Source organism: Candidatus Limnocylindrales bacterium (assembly GCA_035571835.1).
Lineage (GTDB): Bacteria > Desulfobacterota > Binatia > UBA1149 > CAITLU01 > DATNBU01.
Genome location: DATNBU010000027.1, coordinates 144053 through 162489, shown reverse-complemented (window position 1 = coordinate 162489; position 18437 = coordinate 144053). Strand labels below are relative to the sequence as shown.

8 protein-coding genes are annotated in these 18437 nt (G+C 65.0%); 4 read left to right on the top strand and 4 right to left on the bottom strand.

What is annotated here, in order from left to right; genetic code table 11:
• Positions 1-34 precede the first annotated feature (34 nt).
• The 4 genes from pbpC to VN634_11250 all read right to left on the bottom strand — a co-directional run bounded on the left by pbpC (position 35) and on the right by VN634_11250 (position 12175).
• Positions 35-2404 (bottom strand): penicillin-binding protein 1C, encoded by a 2370-nt coding sequence (gene pbpC / locus VN634_11265; GenBank protein ID HXC51456.1) that lies wholly within the window; start codon positions 2402-2404, stop codon positions 35-37.
• Complete coding sequence (locus VN634_11260; protein ID HXC51455.1) at positions 2401-9006, bottom strand: MG2 domain-containing protein; 6606 nt, start codon at positions 9004-9006, stop codon at positions 2401-2403. Before VN634_11260 ends, pbpC begins: the two co-directional genes overlap by 4 nt.
• A gap of 442 nt (positions 9007-9448) precedes the next feature.
• Entirely contained in the window at positions 9449-10759 is a 1311-nt protein-coding gene (locus VN634_11255; GenBank protein HXC51454.1) for a hypothetical protein, read from the bottom strand.
• Between the two features lie 594 nt (positions 10760-11353).
• The gene (locus VN634_11250) at positions 11354-12175 is read right to left on the bottom strand and encodes a fatty acid desaturase (GenBank protein HXC51453.1); all 822 of its coding nucleotides are present in this window, start codon (positions 12173-12175) and stop codon (positions 11354-11356) included.
• A gap of 366 nt (positions 12176-12541) precedes the next feature.
• Between VN634_11250 and VN634_11245 the strand changes: the two genes are divergently transcribed.
• The 4 genes from VN634_11245 to VN634_11230 all read left to right on the top strand — a co-directional run bounded on the left by VN634_11245 (position 12542) and on the right by VN634_11230 (position 18407).
• Positions 12542-13564: an AraC family transcriptional regulator gene (locus VN634_11245; protein HXC51452.1), complete on the top strand. Its 1023-nt coding sequence runs from the start codon at positions 12542-12544 to the stop codon at positions 13562-13564.
• 166 nt (positions 13565-13730) lie between these two features.
• The gene (gene ftsH / locus VN634_11240) at positions 13731-15656 is read left to right on the top strand and encodes an ATP-dependent zinc metalloprotease FtsH (GenBank protein ID HXC51451.1); all 1926 of its coding nucleotides are present in this window, start codon (positions 13731-13733) and stop codon (positions 15654-15656) included.
• Positions 15657-15714: 58 nt separating this feature from the next.
• The gene (locus tag VN634_11235; protein ID HXC51450.1) at positions 15715-16392 is read left to right on the top strand and encodes a DUF3047 domain-containing protein; all 678 of its coding nucleotides are present in this window, start codon (positions 15715-15717) and stop codon (positions 16390-16392) included.
• Positions 16393-16484: 92 nt separating this feature from the next.
• A complete protein-coding gene (locus VN634_11230) occupies positions 16485-18407 on the top strand; it encodes a PQQ-dependent sugar dehydrogenase (protein HXC51449.1) in 1923 nt (640 codons plus the stop codon).
• The last annotated feature ends 30 nt before the right edge of the window (positions 18408-18437 follow it).

Genomic DNA, 18437 nt, shown 5'->3' with positions numbered 1-18437 from the left:
GGGCGCCATGGCCAATGGCGCCCGCCGCGCGAGTTTACGCCGGCGGCGTAAACCCGGTCGCGTCGTCTCCTGTCTGCGGCAGCACGCGAACCCGCACCGAGCTCGCACGCCCGCGATCGTCGACGGCACGGAAAAGGAACGTCCCGACCCTCGCTTTCCAGTGAAGCGAGCGCGAAGGATCGACCTGGCCGATCAGCTCGTCGCCGGCGAACCAGTAAAGCTGCTTCGCATCCGCCGGAACCGACGCCACAAGCTCCAGCTCCAGGCCGCGATGCGGCTCGAGCCGGTACTCCACATGCTGTTCCGGACTGACGATGCGGATCTCCTCGGCATCCGAAGCCGGAATCCCGCAGCGCGGCTCGTAAGCCGGCGGCGTTGCGCGCCGCAGGCCGGCCTGCACGAACAGCTTTTGCATTGCGCTGTCCCAGAACTCGTAGACGCGGCCCGTTCCGCCGCGCTCGCCCGGACAGACGCGAAGGCCGCTCGCCTCGTCCACTTCGACCTTGCGATGGATCCGGCAGCTTGCGATCGGTGACACTCCGGGAATGAACCAGCTCTGCTTGCGGTGCGGACAGTCCGGACCCGGAAGGGCGCCGGACAGAGCGCACACCTCGACCTTCTTGAGATTGAGCGCAGCAGGATCCGGAGGAACCGGAACGATGCCGTGCGTGCGCAGTCGGTCGACGACGGAAAAGAAGACCGGCCCGGCAACGTCGCGACCGACCAGATTCGGATTCGGCTTTCCGTCGAACTCGCCGAGCCAGACCGCAACCACGTGCGTGCCGACGAGACCGACTGCCCATGCGTCTCTCGATCCGTAGGAAGTCCCGGTCTTCCACGGGATGTGCTGCTCGCGGAATTTTCCGAGCGCCGGCGGATTGCGCGACAGCATGTCGGTGACGAGGAAGGCCGCTTCGGGTGACAGCACTTTCCTGCCCTCGCTGCCCGTCGCCGCGCCGTCCAGGAAGCGAAGCGGCTGCATCACGCCGCCGTTGCCGAGAACCCCGTAGAGCTGCGCGATCTCTTCCGACGTCGTGCCGAGACCGCCGAGCACGAGCGCGATGCCGTAGTATTCCTCGGACTTGAGCCTGGTTACGCCGGCATCGCCGAGAAGATGGTAGAGCGAACCCGGCGCCAGCGCGCGGAACAGCTCGAGCGCCGGGATGTTGCGGCTTCGCACCAGCGCATCGCTGGCAGAGATCGGCCCGAGGAAATTGTGCTCGAAGTTTTCCGGAACGTACGACGACAGCCGGATCGGGACGTCGCGCAGCATCGTTTCCGGCGCGATGATGCCCTGATCGAGAGCCAGGCCGTAAAGAAACGGCTTGAGCAGGGAGCCGGGCGAGCGCTGAGCCGCAAGGCCGTTGACGTAGCCTGAGATCTCCGGCCGCAGATAGCCGGCCGACCCGACGTACGCACGGACCTTCATGTCCGGAAGCTCGGCGACAAGAATGGTTCCGTTACGGACTCCGTACTCCGAGAAACTTGCCAGCGTCGACCGCAGCACGTCTTCGGCGTCGCGCTGCAGAACCGGGTCGATGTTGCTCGTGAACTGGGTGCGATCGGGGAACAGCTCGCGCACGCGCTGGAAGAAGTGAGGCGCGCCCGCCGGGATGTCGGCCGGAGAATAGAGGAAGTCTCTGGCGACAACGCCCGCTGCGCCGTTCGCGTCGAGTCGCGCGACGAGCAACTGCCGTGCAGCATCGAGGTCGTGCGCACCGATGGCTTTCCAGCGCAGGCTCGGATTCTGCGGCAGGACCGCCAACGTGACGGCCTCGCCGGCGGACAGGTGGCCGGCAGGTTTGCGGAAGTAGACGAGGCTCGCCGCACCGATGCCTTCGATGTTCGCGCCGTACGGAGCCTCGTTGAGGTACGCTTCGAGAATCTGCTGCTTGGTGTAGTGCCGTTCGAGCACGAGCGCCCAGAACATCTGCGACAGCTTGCCGTAGATGCTGCGGGTGCTGAGACCAAGCTGCATGCGTGCAAGCTGCATCGTGATCGTCGAGCCGCCGATCGGTCGCTTCGGTGCGACCACCGTCATCAGCGCGCCGCGTGCGAGCGAGAACGGATTGACGCCGAAGTGATCGAAGAAGTGCCGGTCCTCGTAAAGAACGGTCGCCTGCACGACCTCCTTCGGCAGCTCCGCATACGAGATCGGCACGCGGTAGCGCTCGTCGTACGACAGGCTGAGCGACAGCAAATCGCCACGGCTGTCGAACAGCACGTCGGAAATCGGGGACAGACCCTGACTACCGGAAATCGGTGTCTGTCCCCGATTTCGGAGCGCCGGCGGCGGCACGAGCGCGAGCGCGAGCCACGCGAGCGCGACGATTCCCGCGCCGCCAAGCGCTGCGACAGCGAGCCGCCGCAGCATGCGAAGCATGTGCTGGAGGCTCGCGCTCACCGCACCTCCACCATGCTCGGCCGGCCGAGAAAGCGCCTGGTCGGATCGTACATTCCCTCGGCGTATGGGGCGGCAAATGTGTACTTGCCGCGACTCAGCGGCTTGAGGCGATACGTGAACGTCGCGGTGTCAGCGGGCAGGTCGCCGAAGAAGACAATGCGGTCCTCCTGCACGTCGATGAACTGCGGCTCCCACGTGTTCGCACCGGGATGCAGCGAGTGCCGCGACGCGAGGCCTTCGTCGCCGAGATCAATCTCGAAGCCGCCCGGGATCAGCTCGAGCACGGCCATTCTCGTCAGCGGCTCGGAAGCCTTGAGAAACAGCGTGACCTCGAGCTTGTCCTCGAGATCGAACGCATCCTTCTTGTCGCCCTTGTCGCTGCGCAGCTCGCGCTCGATCGCGAGGCCGGCTTCGTACGGCTCGGCGGCAACGTGATCGAACCCGGTCTGGCTGAGGCCGTAGAAATACATCTGGCCGCTTTGTCCTTTATAGACGAGCTCGTTCGCATCGATCGGCACGTCGGCCTTGAGAATCCTTTCGCCGGTCAGATCGAGCACGGACGTGCCGGCGGCGGTTTTCGCCTCGATCTTGAGGCGCTCGCGCTGATCCACGCTCAGAGCCTGTCCGGTTGTCGCCAGCCCGAGCATGGCAAACGAGCTCGAGAACGACGTGAAGCTCTGGTCGTCGATCATCGCCGACACGCCGAGCACCGTGTCGAGCGAAGACATCCAGGTTTCCTTGCCGAAGTGCTTCGACGAGAGCCACGCATAAATCGACCCGTGCACGCTCGCGTCCGACAGCGGCCACGGGAAGCCCTGGCTGTGCCAGACCTGTCCCGGCTTCTTCAGCAGCGAGTTCGCTTCAGTGTCCATCTGCAGCTGACGGAACGTGGCGGCCAGGAACATCGCGATCGTCGTCTCGCGCCACGACGCCTGCCACTGGCGATCGAGCTCGGCGACGAGAGCCTGCGCCTGCGTCGTCACGCGCTCGCCGGTGCGCGCCCTCAGGTACAGTGCGTAGGCCTGGGCGAGCTGCTCGTAAGCGGAGTACGACGTCTGCTTGTTGAGCGTCGCCAGCCAGTCGATGGCACGCGTGTAGACGGCTTCGGGAATCTCGAGCGACCGCTCTTTGGCTTCGAGCAGGAAGTGAACCGCGTAGACGGAGAACAGGACGTCCGAATACGAGGTTGCGTCCCACAGACCGAACGAGCCGTCGGCGCGCTGGCGGCTGCTCAGCGACTGGAACGCGCGCCGCGTGAAGCGCTCGACATCCTGCTGGCTGAGACCGATCTCCGGATCCGCTCCGTAAATCACGGCCGGGAAAGCACTGCTGACCAGCTGCTCGGTGCAGCCGTAAGGATACTGCTTGAGATAGGTGACGAGGCCCTGCCCGACGGTCAGCGGTGACGACGAGATCGTAGCCGACACCTCGCGATGCTCGGCGTACAGCGGCCGCAGGCCTGCGATGGTCTTCTCGGCGTTGTCGCCGTCCTTGTTCGGCCGGTAGATGCCGCCTTGCAGCGACGTGCGCAGTGCCTGCGGAGGGCGAAGGCTGACCGTCTCGGTCGCCGTTTCCTTGCGGTCGATCCCGCTGGCGTCGATGCGGAAGTCCTGCGGCCCGAGCACGTCGCGCGCGCGCATCCGCATGCGGAACGAGCGGTCTTCGCCTTCGGGGATGACGAGCTCGACGTCGTTGCTGCCGACGATCTCGAATCCCGACGACGGCGTCACCGCCAGAGCAACCTTGACGTCCTTGCCCGAGCCCTTGACGGTGTTCGCCACGGTTGCTCCGATTTCGAACTCGTCGCCGGGCGAGACGAAGTACGGCGCCTGCGGCTCGATCACGAAGTCGTGCTGCGCGACCGTCTGCGTGGTGGCGACGCCGAGCTTTCCGGCGCCGACCTGCACGGCAATAACGCGGACCGTTCCGTTGAAATCCTCCGGGATCGGAATCTTCACGGTTCCTTCCGCACCCGCCGGGAGAATCCCCGACCAGAACGCCATCGGCTGGCGCTTCTTGCGTGCGAACGGATTCTTGAACTTGCCGAGGCCGACGTCCTCGTCACCACCCGGCGACGACAGCTCCTCGACGATCTTGTGATCGGGCAGCAGCAGGTCGAGGATCTGGTAGGTATCGACCTCGAGCGCCCGCTTCGGCACGAAACTCGAGACCGGCGCCGGAACCTTGTAGCGCGCGAACTGAAGAATCCCTTCGTCGACCGCATAGACCAGCACGCGCCCGGCGTTGCTGGTCTTGTATCCTACCTCCATGTCGCGCCCGGGCTTGGCCTCGGGCGGCACCGTCAGGTCGATCGTCGTCGTGTACTCCGAGCGCGCGATCGAAAATGGCCGAACGCCGTAGCTGAGCGGCGGCGCGAAGATGTCGCGCGATTCCAGCGAGCGCACGAACGCGACGCTCACATAGGCGTTGCCGACGATGCCCTTCGGCACCTTGATGCGCTGCACGGACGAGAGCGTGTCGGTCTTGAACCACTGCGCAGCGTAGACCTTGTCGCGTTCGATCGTCAGCAGGCCGGAGCCGACGTAGGGGGTGTCGATGGAAACCTCGAGCTCCTCGTCCGGTTCGAGCGAGGTCTTGCTCAGGCGGATTCCGACCTCGGCGGAACGGTCGGCAAGGAACGTCGTGTTTCCATCGCCGTGGACGAGGTACCGCACCACCGCCAGCTCGGCGCCCGACGCGTCGGCGATGTGCAGCCTGTAGTCACCGGGTTCGTCGGTGTTCAGAAGGAGATCACTGCCGGCCGCATCGACGTCGAGCGTGCTCTCACTGACCGTCGTGACCTTGGGAGTCAGCTGATACTCGAGCGATCCGTTCGGCAGCTTGACCAGCGCCGAGATTCTCGTCGTCCGCTCGAGCTTCAGTCTGGCGCCCGCGAGCCTGGTAGCCTTGAGATCCGGGCCGACGGCGATCAGCGAAACTTTCCGGCCGGCGCCTTTCGCGATGAAGTCGAGGCTTCCGTCGGCCTTGAAGCCGAGGAAGTGCGGCGACGACGACACGAGCGCCTCGGCGGTGCTGACCACCGAGCGGCCCGATCCCTTCTCGAAAGCTTCGGCAGCAAACTCCAGGCGGAAGGCCTGCTCGGAATAACGCGTCAGGTCGGGAACGAAATGCACGAGCCCGTCGGTGCCGGTGGTGAGCTCGCCCAGGTCTTCGCTCTGCGTGGGAAGGTCGGAGACGCTGTCGCGCGAGTAGAAGTTGTACTGCGGGAACTCGCTGAACGTTCCGCCCCACGGCCTGACGAGCAAGGTTCCCTTGACGTTGTTGGCGACCGCCGCCGTGCCGAACAGGTTCTGCACCTTCACATCGAACTTGCCGTGCGGCGAAACCCAGCCGGGCATCGCTGCCGGCGCTGTAGCCGAAGCGGGAGCGACGGGTTTGTCTTCGATGTAGCGCGAAGTGACGGCCAGCTTGTCGGGCTGGAACTCGTCGACCCGGAACGACGTGGAACCGAGCAGCGCCTGCTTGTCCTCTTTTCTTCCGCGCACCAGATAGACCGCGAGCGAATAGGTTCCGGTCAGCGCGCCCTCGGTCTTCCAGCGGAAATCCTCAAAGCCGAAGTCGGTGAGCGCAAACTTGCGGCGCAGGATCTCGATGCCGCGCGGATCGCGCAGGCTGATTTCCAACGGCAGGTTGGTGCCGGCCGCGTCGAGGTTGCGGCGGCGCACGATGATGCCGAAACGCGACTCCTCGCCCGGGCGGTAGATGCCGCGGTCGGAGAAGACCATCGCCCGCAGGCCTTCGGCTTCGTCGCTGTTGAACACGCCGCCGGTCTCGAAGCGCGAGAAGTTGAGCTGGCGATCGTTGCGACCGAACGGAAGGAACGAGTAGTCGTCGCCCTTCTCGACCACGTAGACGAGAGGAACCTTCTCGTTGCGCAGGTCGCGGGTCGCAGGGAAATGCACCTGGCCATCGGCCGAGCTGGTGGCGGTGAAGACCGGCACGCCGTTCTGGCCGAGCAGCTTTACGGTCGCCCCTTCGACCGGCTCGCCGCTGCGAAACGACACCACGAAAACCGTGTGCTCGCCGGCCAGCGTATCCTTTACGAGCAGTCCAAGGTCGGTCAGCAGGATGAGCCGGCTGTCGGACAGCGCGCTCGAAGGCTCCGAGTCGCCGCCGTCGTAGTCGTCATACTCGCCTTCGTCCTCCCCGCTGCAGTCCTCCTCGCCCTTGCAGTTGCCCGAGGATTCGTCCGAGGCGTCTTCCGAGTCACCTTGCGAGTCGTCCTCCGAGTCGTCCTGGCTGACTCCTTCCTTTTTGGGTTCGTCCTTCTTCTCCCGGACCGTCAGAACGAACAGGCCGTGCGGCGAAGCGCCGGTCGACAGGAAGCGTCCGAAGTCGACGCTCGAGTAGTAGGTCTTGCCGCTTTCCGGGTCCGGGAAATCCTCGGTGTAGTTGAAACGCTCGGCGAGCTGGTCGAGCGCGATGTGCGACGACTTGAAGGTCGGCCGGGCGAAGCTGCCCGACGTGACGGTTATAAGATGATGGACGTCGCGCGGCAGGATGCGCGCGAGCTCGTACTCGACCTTCGGCACGCCGCACAGCGAGATCCCGAGCTGGCGCGACCCCGACAGGCTGAGCAGCGCCCCCTCGTGCATCACGCGAAGGTCCCGCGGAAAAGCCTGCGCGTACTGAATCGAGCGGTACTCGCGGGCGAGCTGGAACTGCGTCCGGGACTGAAGGCCCGTCTTCACCCGCACGAAAAGCTCACGCTTTCCGGGCGCCTCGAACGAAAACAGAAACGTCTTCGGCAACGTGGTCTCGTCGCGGGGAACAGGCGCGAGCGCGACCGGCACCGATTGCGACAATACCGCTTCGGTGACGAGACCTTCGTCGCCGAACTGCTCGCGGTTGCGGCAGAGCTCCCGGAGATGCTCATCTCGGCAATCGGGAAGCAGGTAGAGCTCGAGGTTTCTCTGCAGGTCGGCGAGCGCCGTCGGTTCCGAAACGTCGATCGTAAGAATGCGCTGGCTGGTTTCGGCGTCCCGCTTCACGACCGACAGTGACGTCGAATCGATGCGGAAGATCTCGCGCCTGGACGGAATCCTGACCCGCGACGAGGTCGGGTGATTGGTCGGCGTGCCGCCTTCGGCGGGCGGCACTCCGGGCGCCAGCTCGACCAGCACCTCGCCCCTCTCTTCGGGCAGGTCGATGCTGCTGCTCCTTATATAGTAGACCAGCGGCATCTTCGGATCGGGTTCCAGCTTGAACCCAAGGCTCGCTGCCGCGGTAAAGTCCTTCTGAGGCTCGATGCGCATCTGAAGCGACAACCGGCGTTCGACCTCGCCGATTTCGGTCGGATGCGAGAACTCCAGCGTGGCCGTGACTTGCCGTACGGAAGGATTTTCGGGATCGGTGTAAAGCTCGGTACTCGAAATGCTCGCCCAGAATCGCGGCGTCTCGAACGTTGCCCGCGGGTTTTTGAACTTGACGGCGGGAAATACGTTCTCGTCGACCGTCACGCTCACCTGCTGGCCGATCGGCCACGGCGAGGTCGGAACGAAATCGATCGCGTCTTCGTTGCTCGCGTCGGTCTTCCAGACGCCGGGGATCGCCGGGTCCAGCGTCAGGCCCTTGTCGAGAGTGAGGCCCTTCGGTTTTCCGTGGGGTACATACTGCCTTACCCACGCGTCGCTGAATCTTACGACGAGCGGCTCGCGCCGGTCGCCGCTTGCGCCGTACGAGTGCGCGGGCTCGTCGGCTACGACGACGACCAGCGGCGGCGGCGGTGCCACCGGCTTCTGCGCTTCCGCGGCCTTGTCCCATGCGTCCGGATCGGTCGCCAGAACGCAGTCGATTCCTTTTTCGAGCGCGCCGCCGCCGAGGAACGGCAGGCCTTTTTCAAGGTCGAAGCGGACCACGCTCGGAAGCTCCGGGCGAAACAGGTCCGGCCCCATGATCTGCATCGTCGTTCCCCACGCAGCCACCGTCGTCTGCAGGGCTTCTTCGTTCCCGCCCTTCTTCAGAGTCAGGTGGACGAACTCCGCAGAGCGTTTCGGAGCCGCAGCATAATTGAATCGCAGCCGCACGACGGGGAACTGGATGAGCGGAGCGCGATTGCGAATCGAGAATTCACAGCTTTCAAGGCTTACCGCCGCCGCCGGCAGGCGTACACGGAAGCTCTCCGGAGAAAACGACGGACCGGCCGCCTGGGTGCCGTCGGACGTAACCAGTCCATGAAGCGAAACGTCGACCTGCTCGTCGGGATGCCAGGCTTCCTTCGGGTCGAACGCCAGCTCGGAATCCGACAGCCAGCGCCACGCGCCGTAGCGAGCAGGATTGACGTGAATCTGCGAGAAGTTGGACGGAGCACTGCGATCGGCCGGTGCCAGCGGCTGCGTGAACCGGAACACAAGCGGGAAGGTTTCGCCCGACGGATACCTGTCGAACGGAGCGAGATCGGCGCGGATGTCGGCGCGCTTCGCGGCAGCTTGCGGCGCCACAGCCTCGGTTGCCGGGTTCGGCGCCGGCGAAGGCCGGCCTGCGAGGTTCGGCGGCGGCGAGTCGCAACCGGCCGATGCCAGCAGTGCCAGCAGAAACGATGCAGCGAACGACGTGTTCACGGATGGGGAGAAGAACGCCATAAAGTTGGAGCACTCCGACAAGCAGACGATGGAGAGGGCCGCCGAGGCGACTCTCAGGTTTTTGACTCAGGGGAAACGAACGAACGCGCGCTGGGGTGTCATGGAATGGCGGCGATCATACGGAAAGTTTTTCAAATCAGCGAGGGGAATTTTTCGGGAAATTGCGAATTGTGTGCGGAGAAAATCGGGCAGCCGCCATTCAACGATTCACAGATGGTTGGACACGACTGTCGCACGATCGACGTGCCCGGACTGTTCGGGCTATGGCCGCTTCTCAGCCAAGTACTCAGACATTGTTTGCTCCGTGGTCTTGGCCTGCCGTCGCACCTTCTCGATCACCTTCGGCGGCAGCCGAAACGTAACCGGCAAACCTGGGACGGCCTGCGGATGCCGCGTCGCACCTCGCCGTCGCACCGGGAACATCCGAACTCCCGACGACGACTCACGGCGCGGCCGCCGTCGCCGCCCGGTCGACGGCCAGACATTCCGCGGGGAATGTTCGCGCGTCGGTGAGATTGCCGCGCCTCGCGTCCATGAAGGCGCGGCCGAAGTCGAGGTCCGCCTGATACTGGTTGTGTGCCGCGCAGCGCAGCTCGATGTTCTCGAGCGTAGGAGGTCCGCCCATCGCGAAGGGAGCTCTGTGGTGGAACTCGATGTTGCTGGTCTCGCGGCAGCGACGTCCTCGGCCGTCTACGTAGCAGCAGCGTCCCGAGTCGCGTCGCCATACCTCGCGCCGCACCGCCGCCGGGATGGTCCGGGATCGCTGTGCTCGCTGCGAAGCGGCTCTATCGGCGGCGGGCGCCATTGAGTCCGGCCGGCCGGTGCATTCCGCGTTCGCCGGCGTCGTCGACTTCGGTCGATCGGTGCATCCCGCGTTCGTCGGCGTCGTCGACTTCGGTCGATCCGTGCAACCGGCCTTGCGCGCGAGTGTCCGGACGAGGAGCACGTCGATCGCACGACTGATGATCGCGGCCGCGTCGCGACCGGTCGCCGAGCGGCCGAGCAGATCCTGTAGCGACCGAAGCTTGTCGTGCGTTTCTTGGTCTACGGTGATCTCGATCTTGTAGCGGCGAGGGCTGAGCGGAACGACCGGCTTGGTCACTTTTGCCGGCTGCGGTGACGGTGGAGCGATGGCGGCGCCGATGACCTCGGAGTCTCTGGAGGCCGGCCGATTGCTCAAGCAACCGACGGACTCGCGGTCTGTCGAAGTGCGCTGATCGCTCGCACCGACGGCCGGTCGGCAATCCATCGAAGTCCCATCGGCCGCAACCGCCGTCCCATCGTTCGCCGCGTCCGCACCGCGACGCCCGGGCATCGCACGGACACGCGACGCCACATCCGGTCGCGGCGCCAGCTCGGCAACCAGCCGCTCGACCTCGCGCGAGCTCTTGTGCGTGGCGCGTTCGAGCACTTGCAGGTGGTTCTCGGTGGTCAGATGCTTCGCCAGCAGATGGATCGCGCTGAGATGCAGCTCGCCGCGTGCGACGAAGTCCAGCACGACCGGAAAGCGACGCGCCGTGCGCGCAGCCCAGATCCGCTTGGCCGTTACCTGCTCCGACATGTGAAAGCGCTCCATGCAGAAGCTGAACATGGAGGAGCAGGCATGTCTGGCCCAGAGCTTGCGCTCATCGATCTCGGCGATCGCAACGAGTAGCGCCGCAGTCGTACGACGGTCGCGAGCGACGAGGCACTCGAAGTGATCGAGCAGTTCCTGTTCGGAGAGCTTTGCAACGCTGTCGAAGGATGTCGTCATGACGATCCTTGTAACACGGGTTTTTCAGGCGTCGTTCTCCGCAAGGATGCGACCACCATCCAGCATGCGTCTGTGGCAGTGAGGCGCGAGGTCCGAGCGGCGCAACGCGCGAAGTCGGCGAAAAAAAGGATGCGCTCTGTTTTGCTTCGCTGTAGGCGACGTGAAGCGGCCAATAATCGCGTCAAGCGAAATCGACATCGCGACAATGCTTCGATAACAGAAGTGGTATGGCCGGCCGTGATCCGCGTTCGACGCGGCGCGTGTTTTTCGACGAACTTTTCAGACTCATAGCCGCCCGCGTATCTGAGTCCGACGCCGCGCGTATCTGAGTCCGACGCCGCGCGTGTATGATCCGACGAACCGTTCGGATCGGTCGCCACCGCCCATCTCGTTGCTGGTCCTCAAGACACCGATCACTCTGAGCGCTGATGCGTCAGACGAAGCCTGGGTCACATTCCCCGCGGAATGTTGGTGCGGTAGCGGCATAGCGCGCTGGCCGTGCTGCGCATCGCAACACCAAGTCCATCGCCGGTAGCGTCATCGACACGAGCGGTCGATACGAACCGCAGGATCCGGGAGCCGCCGGACTGCTGACTACGCTCCCACCTCCTCCGGCCCCCACGCTCCATACCGATTCGCCCTCCCAATCGCCGCGACGTCATTGAACCGAACCCCTTCCTCCCGCATCAATCGATGCGCGACCGGCGCGGTCAGCTGTCGCATGTAAAACGGATCCGGCACGTAGAAGTGGTGGATGGCATGCGTGCTGCCAAAGTTCGCGCAAAAGATCTGCAGCGGCAGGAACACGCCGCGGTCGAGCACCTGCACCTGGCGGAGCACATCGCCCACGGCAATGTCGCCGTAGTAGTGCAGGTTCGAGCTCACGAAATGGAGAGCGAACGTCCGCAGCACGTTCGGCGCGACGCAGACCACAAAGAGGAAGTCGACACCGCTCATCCAGCCGGGAACGTGCACGACGTGGCCGACTACGGAAGCCAGCCCCAGAAAGCCGTGTACCACCACCCATAGATAGAAGATTCCGTAATGCAGCAGCCCGAGCGGGAAATAGGCCGCAAACGTTCGCACGATCGTTCGCCTCCTCTGCCCCGCGGGAACGGGCCTGAGCAGCGACCCCGCGAAAAGCCCGTCGATCATCACTGCAATGCGACGGACTCCCATCGGCATGCCGTTGGTGATCGCGCGCTCCTCCACATCGCCCGCGGTTCCGGAAATGCGATGGTGCTCCAGGTGCAGGCGACGTCGAATCCAGGGATTGATCGTGCTCGGCCTCATCAGCCAGCCGATCGCGAGCATGGCGTCGGCTACCCGTCGCCGCGTCGGGAAGTAGCACTTGTGGATGAGATCGTGCTCGATCTCGTGCGCAACGGACGCGAAGAAGGCCGCAAGCGGCACCACGACGACCGCACCGAGGATCCCGCGAGCGTACAGAAGCGCGCAGCCCGTCATGCCGAACAGCGCGAACAGCTGCAGGGCGAGACCGATGGCGCTCTGCCATTGCTCGAGGACGGGATAGCGTTGGCGCCAGGCCCGGCTACACGCCCGTACTCCGTCGCGGATGCGGCGCGCGCCGTCATCGAGACCGGCTCGCGCACCCGGCGATGGGAGAACGTTCCTTGTCGCTGCAGAAACCGCATTGACACGTGCGGAAAGAGCGGGGTTCGGGCAAACTGCGCGTTGCATGAGTACCTCCTCGGTCCTCGCGACCGACGGGGTACGCTAACAGGACCGCCGCAGGGCCACTCGTCCGTGAACGACAATCGATTGTCCGCAAACGACAACAGGACTTCGCCGCGCGCACCTTCGGTGCTCACATCGTGGGCGCGGGCCATCGTCGCCGCGCTCGACGACCGCGGTACCGACGGTCGCAGCCTGGCTCGCCAGGCCGGAATCGACGAGCAATCCCTTCGCGATCCAGCCGGCCGCGCGCCGGTTACGGCTACGGGTCGCCTCTGGCGGCTGGCCGTCGCCGCTACCGGCGACCCCTGCTTCGGATTGTTCGCATCGCGCTATCTTTCTTTCCCTGCGTTCCCTGCGCTCGGCGTCGCGATTCTGGCGAGCGCTTCGGCGCGCGATGCGTTCACCCGCCTCGTGCGCTACAGCCGCATCGTCAGCGATGCCGCGGAGTATCGCCTCGACGACGACGGCGACCGCTGCCGCCTCATCATCAGCATCGCACCCGACGCACGCCTGGAAAACGAGTCGGTCGATGCAATCGTGTCGCTCAAAGTGAGAACGCTCCGCACGCTGCACGGAGACCGTCGCTGCGGTCCGCTCTCGGTAACGCTGAAGCGTCCTCGACCGTCTCCGTCGGATGCGTTCGACCGCTTCTTTCGCGCCCCGGTCACGTTCGGCGCCGACGGGAACGTGCTCGAATTCGATCGGGCGTTGATCGACGCCGCACTCCCGGCGGCTCACGCGGAACTGGCGCTGCGAAGCGATGAAGTGATGGCCCGGGAAATCGCCGAGCGCGGTGAGGCCGGCCTCGCTTCAAAAGTGAACGCGCTCATCCGCGACAGGCTGCCTGCCGGCGAGCCGTCTCAGGAGGAAATCGCGAAGGCGCTCGGGATCGGCGCTCGAACCCTGCAGCGCCGACTGGCCGAGGAGGGCCTGCCGTTCGCGGAGATTGTCGCGCGAACACGCGAAGAGATGGCCCGCAACCTGCTGCGCGAGGGCCGCTGGTCGATCACCGAGATCGCGTTCTCGCTCGGATTTCGCGAAGCCAGCAGCTTCTCACGTGCGTTTCGCAAGTGGACGGGACAGACGCCCTCGCGGTTTCGCGGCTGACGACGAACGCCCGTCCATTTGGCGGCGCTGCCGGCAATTCGCATGCATCGCGTGCCCCTCCTAGAACACAATACGCATGCCCGACCGCTCCACTACGACTCCGGCCGCAAAGCGACCGGACAGCGCCGCGGCCAGCGGATCGAGAACGCCAACCCGCGGGCGCTCGATGCAGCCCCAACCCTGGTGGCTGGTCTTTCTCGTCGTGATGCTCGTCAACTATCTCGTGCGGCTTGCCTTCTTTCCGGAGCCCGCATCGATCGAAGTTCCATACACGTTCTTCAAGCAGCAGGTCGTCGCCGGAAACGTCACGCGCATCGTCGCCGTGGGCGATACGATCACGGGAGATTTCAAGACCGAGGTGGTCTACACGCCCGAGCCCGCGTCGCCTCCTGCCGGCGGCGAACCGGCGAGCGCCGTCAAACCGAAGGGCTCGGCACATTTCAGGACGCAGCGGCCCGCCTTTGCCGATCCCGGACTCGAAGAGCTCCTCGACGACAAGCATGTGGTCGTCGAGGCCGTCGACGTCGAAGGCCCGTCATGGCTCAGGCTGCTGCTCAGCTTCGGTCCGACTCTGCTGCTGATTGCGGCCTTCGTATGGATGAGTCGCCGGGCGGCAGCGGCCGGCGGCGGTCTGTTTGGCCTCGGCCGCAGCGGCGCCAAACGATACAGCGAGGAAAAGCCGCAGGTCACGTTCGACGACGTCGCCGGCATCGACGAAGCCGAGAACGAGCTGCTCGAGATCGTCGACTTCCTGAAGAACCCTCAGAAGTACCAGAAGCTTGGAGGAACGATGCCGAAGGGCGTGCTGCTCGTCGGCGCGCCGGGGACTGGCAAGACGCTGCTGGCCCGCGCGATCGCCGGCCAGGCAGAGGTTCCGTTCTTCAGCCTCAGCGCGTCCGAGTTCGTCGAGATGATCGTAGGTGTCGGCGCGGCCCGCGTGCGCGACCTCTTTCGCATGGCTCGCGAGGCAGCACCTGCGATCATATTCATCGATGAGCTCGATGCGATCGGTCGCACGCGCGGCAGCGGCGCGCAGCTCGGCGGACATGACGAGCGCGAACAGACTCTGAACCAGATTCTTACCGAGATGGACGGCTTCGACTCACGAGAAGGAGTCATCGTCCTGGCCGCCACCAACCGTGCCGATGTGCTCGACCAGGCGTTGCTCAGGCCCGGACGCTTCGATCGCCGTGTCGTCGTCCAGCGTCCGGACCGGGCTGGACGCGAAGCGATTCTCAAGGTGCACACCCGAAAAGTCCCGCTCGATCCCGATGTTTCGCTCGCGAGGATTGCATCGGAAACGCCGGGCCTCGTCGGCGCAGACTTGCGAAACCTCGTCAACGAGGCGGCGCTGCTTGCAGCACGCAAGGAAATGTCGGCGGTCAGCGCGAAGGACTTTGCGGAGGCGTTGCAGAAGATCACGCTGGGACCGGCTCGCCACATCCTGCTGCAGCCGGCCGATCGCGAACGCACCGCGTACCACGAATCCGGCCATGCGCTCGTTGCACTGCTGACGCCGGGCAGCGACCCGGTGCACCGGGTATCGATCGTTCCGCGCGGCATGGCGCTCGGCGTGACCTGGCAGCTGCCGATCGACGACCGCACGAGTTACTCGGAAGATTATCTTCGCGCGCGCATCACCAGCTCGCTGGCCGGGCGTTCCGCGGAGATGCTCGTCTACGGCATCGCAACGACCGGCGCAGAGAATGACCTGAAGCAGGTCACCGAGATCGCACGCCACATGGTTCTCCGCTGGGGAATGAGCGACAAGCTCGGGCCGATCAGCTTCGTCGCGCCGCAGGATGAAGGCCTGCCGGCGGCTTTCCAGCATCAACCCTACAGCGAGGCCACGTCCGAGCTGATCGACGCCGAGGTTCGTCGGATCGTCGAGGAGTGTCACGGCGAGGCCGACCGTCTGCTGGCCGCCAACCGCGACAAACTCGATGCTCTGGCCCATGCGCTCCTCAAGGCCGAGTCGCTCGATGCGAGCGAGATCCGCGAGATCACCGGCCTCGCAGCCGTTTCCACGGATGATTCGAACGTGGGCACTGCAATCCTCCCCTCGAAAGAGGACGGACCGGAGTCGTCGTAGTCCTGACTGCGCCACGACGACGATTGCGTTGGTTTCGCCCAGATAGAAGATCGGATCCATGCGGAACCCGCGCCGCCTTCTGTCATTGCCATCCGCAATCCTCGCCGTTTCGATGGCCATCGCCGCTCCGCCGGCTCGCGCCGACGACTGCATCCCGATCGAAAATTTCTCCGCCGCAAAAGTCGGAGAGTTCCCCGCCGGCTGGAAAGTGCGCAAGGACGAGGCGAAGAAGACCTACACCGTCCAGGAGGAATCCGGTTCGCGATTCCTTCGCGCGCACTCGGTGGGCCTCGGCCAGCAGGCTGCCAGGTCCTTCGAGTGGAACCTCGACGAATACCCGATCCTCGCATGGCGCTGGCGGCCCATGGAGTTCCCGAAGAACGGCGACGAACGCGAATCGTCGCGCAACGACAGCGTGCTCGCCGTCTACCTGCTGGTGCCGTACTCGACCATTCGCGGTCCGCGCGCGGTCAAGTACATCTGGAGCGAGAAGGTTCCGACCGGGACACGCCTCGAATCGAACATGGGACTGACCAAGGTACGCGTGCTGCGCAGCGGGACCGACGGCAAAGGCACGTGGACCGACGAGCGGGTCGACGTCCGATCGGACTTCCTGTCGGCATTCGAGCTCGAAGCCGCGCCGAAACCCGGCGGAATCGCCGTGCTTACCGATGCGGACGAGACCAGCTCGAGCGCGACGGGCGACTACGCCGACTTCCGGGCCTGTCGAAAGTAAGCATCTCCGGTCAAAAACGGCTGGCCTCCGCGGCCATGGTCGCGATAAACAGGGGCCGTGCGACGGGGGACGCCGCACGGGAGGGGAAACACATGAACAAGGGCCGCATCGTTGCAGCCTTCATCGCCGCGCTCGTCCTGGCTTGCGCCGGCCAGTCTGCCGCCGACCCCGCAGCCAATCGCTGCGGCGGTTCCAAGACGAAAGGTGCCGCGAGGTACGCCAAGTCGTTCTTTGCGTGCCACGCCTCCGCGCTGAGAAGCGGCGAGGCGGTCGATCCCGAGTGCACGTCGCGCGCCGCAAGCAAGCTCGCATCGGCTTTCAACAAGGCCGAGCTCCTCGGCGGCTGCGTCACGACGGACGACGAGACCATTGCCCAGGGCATCGTGGACGACACGCGCACCTCGATTGATGCGCTACTGACTCCCGATCCAACCGACGAGGCGCGCGCCTGCGCGGCAACCAAGCTGCAAGGCGCCGGCCGCTATCTCAGCGGCCGGCTGGCGTGTTACGGAAAGCCCGCCGCGCGCGGCTTCGGTCCGAACGACGAATGCCTCGAGATGGCTTACGAGCGCCTGGTCTCGGCGTTCTCCAGCGCGGAGACCCGCGGGGGATGCACGACGACGGGCGAGCTCGACGCCGTTCGTGATCTCGACGAAGACGCTGCCCGCAGTGTAGTGCAGGCGTTGTCGCCGGTTTGCGGCGACGCGATCAAGGGCCCGACTCAGGAGTGCGAGATCGGTGACGACGGGAATTGTCCGGGCCTGTGCAGCCAGAGCTGCATCTGCGTCATTCCTCCCGAGTGCGGAGACGGCGTCGCGGAGCTGCCCGAGGAATGCGACGACGGGAACCTCACCGACGGAGACGGCTGCTCGGCGCTGTGCCAGCTCGAGAATGCGAGCGCGCTCTGTACCGGTGTCGAAACGACCGCCGGTACTTCGATCGACGCGATTCTGGTCAGCAGCGACTTCATCGCCCCGATTTTCCTCACGGCGCCGCGTCTCGATGCGAGGCGAGTGTTCGTCGTCGAACGGGGCGGCCTCATTCGCATCCTCAACCTCGTGGACAACTCGATCGATCCGACGCCGTTCCTCGACATCAGCGACCTGACGACCAACGGCGGCGAGCGCGGCCTGTTCAGCATGGCGTTCGATCCCGACTACGAGAGCAATGGGCGTTTCTTCATCAGCTACACCAACACCTCGGGCGATCTCGTGCTGGCTCGCTACGAGGTTTCCGATCCGAACACCGCCGACGAATCGACGAGGAAGGAGCTCGTGCTCGTGCCGCATCCGGGCGCGGCCAACCACAACGGCGGGCAGCTGCAGTTCGGCAGCGACGGCTACCTGTACTGGAGCATGGGCGACGGAGGATCCGGCGTGAACGCGCAAGACGACGCTTCGATGCTCGGCAAGCTCCTGCGCCTCGACGTCGACCACGACTCTGCGCCGTTCGTCACCGTGCCGGCGACCAACCCGCACTACGCGGGCGGCGCCAGCGAGCTCGAGTACATCTGGGCGAAGGGCCTGCGCAATCCGTGGCGCTTCAGCTTCGACCGCATGACTGGTGATCTTTACATCGGCGACGTCGGCGCCGGATCCGTCGAGGAAGTTGACTACTCTCCGGCGTCGAGCATCGGCGGTGAAAACTACGGCTGGAACATTTTCGAAGCGTCCACCTGCCACAGCCCGCCGTGCCCGGACCCGCCGACGGGCTTCACGTTTCCGGTCCATGAATACACGCATGCCAGCGGTTGCGCCGTGATGGGCGGCTATGTCTACCGCGGCTGCTCGATGCCGGACCTTCAGGGAACCTACTTTTTCTCGGACCTGTGCGGCGCGTTCATCCACACGTTCGAGATTGCCGGGGGAGCGGCGACGAACGTCACCGATCGAACGAATGACGCAAAGTCGGCGGGGGCTACGTTCGTCGGCGTGGTTTCGTGGGGCCAGGATGCGCGCGGCGAGATCTACATCATCAACGGCAACAACAGCATCTACCGCATGGAGCCGCAGTAGGAATTCGGGGACAGACACTGATTTCGCAGG

Bases quoted from the DNA above. Each gene is read 5' to 3' on its own strand.
- VN634_11260 (HXC51455.1), bottom strand. From the start codon at position 9,006: ATGGCGTTCTTCTCCCCATCCGTGAACACGTCGTTCGCTGCATCGTTT.
- VN634_11255 (HXC51454.1), bottom strand. From the start codon at position 10,759: ATGACGACATCCTTCGACAGCGTTGCAAAGCTCTCCGAACAGGAACTG.
- ftsH (HXC51451.1), top strand. From the start codon at position 13,731: ATGCAGCCCCAACCCTGGTGGCTGGTCTTTCTCGTCGTGATGCTCGTC.
- VN634_11235 (HXC51450.1), top strand. From the start codon at position 15,715: ATGCGGAACCCGCGCCGCCTTCTGTCATTGCCATCCGCAATCCTCGCC.
- VN634_11230 (HXC51449.1), top strand. From the start codon at position 16,485: ATGAACAAGGGCCGCATCGTTGCAGCCTTCATCGCCGCGCTCGTCCTG.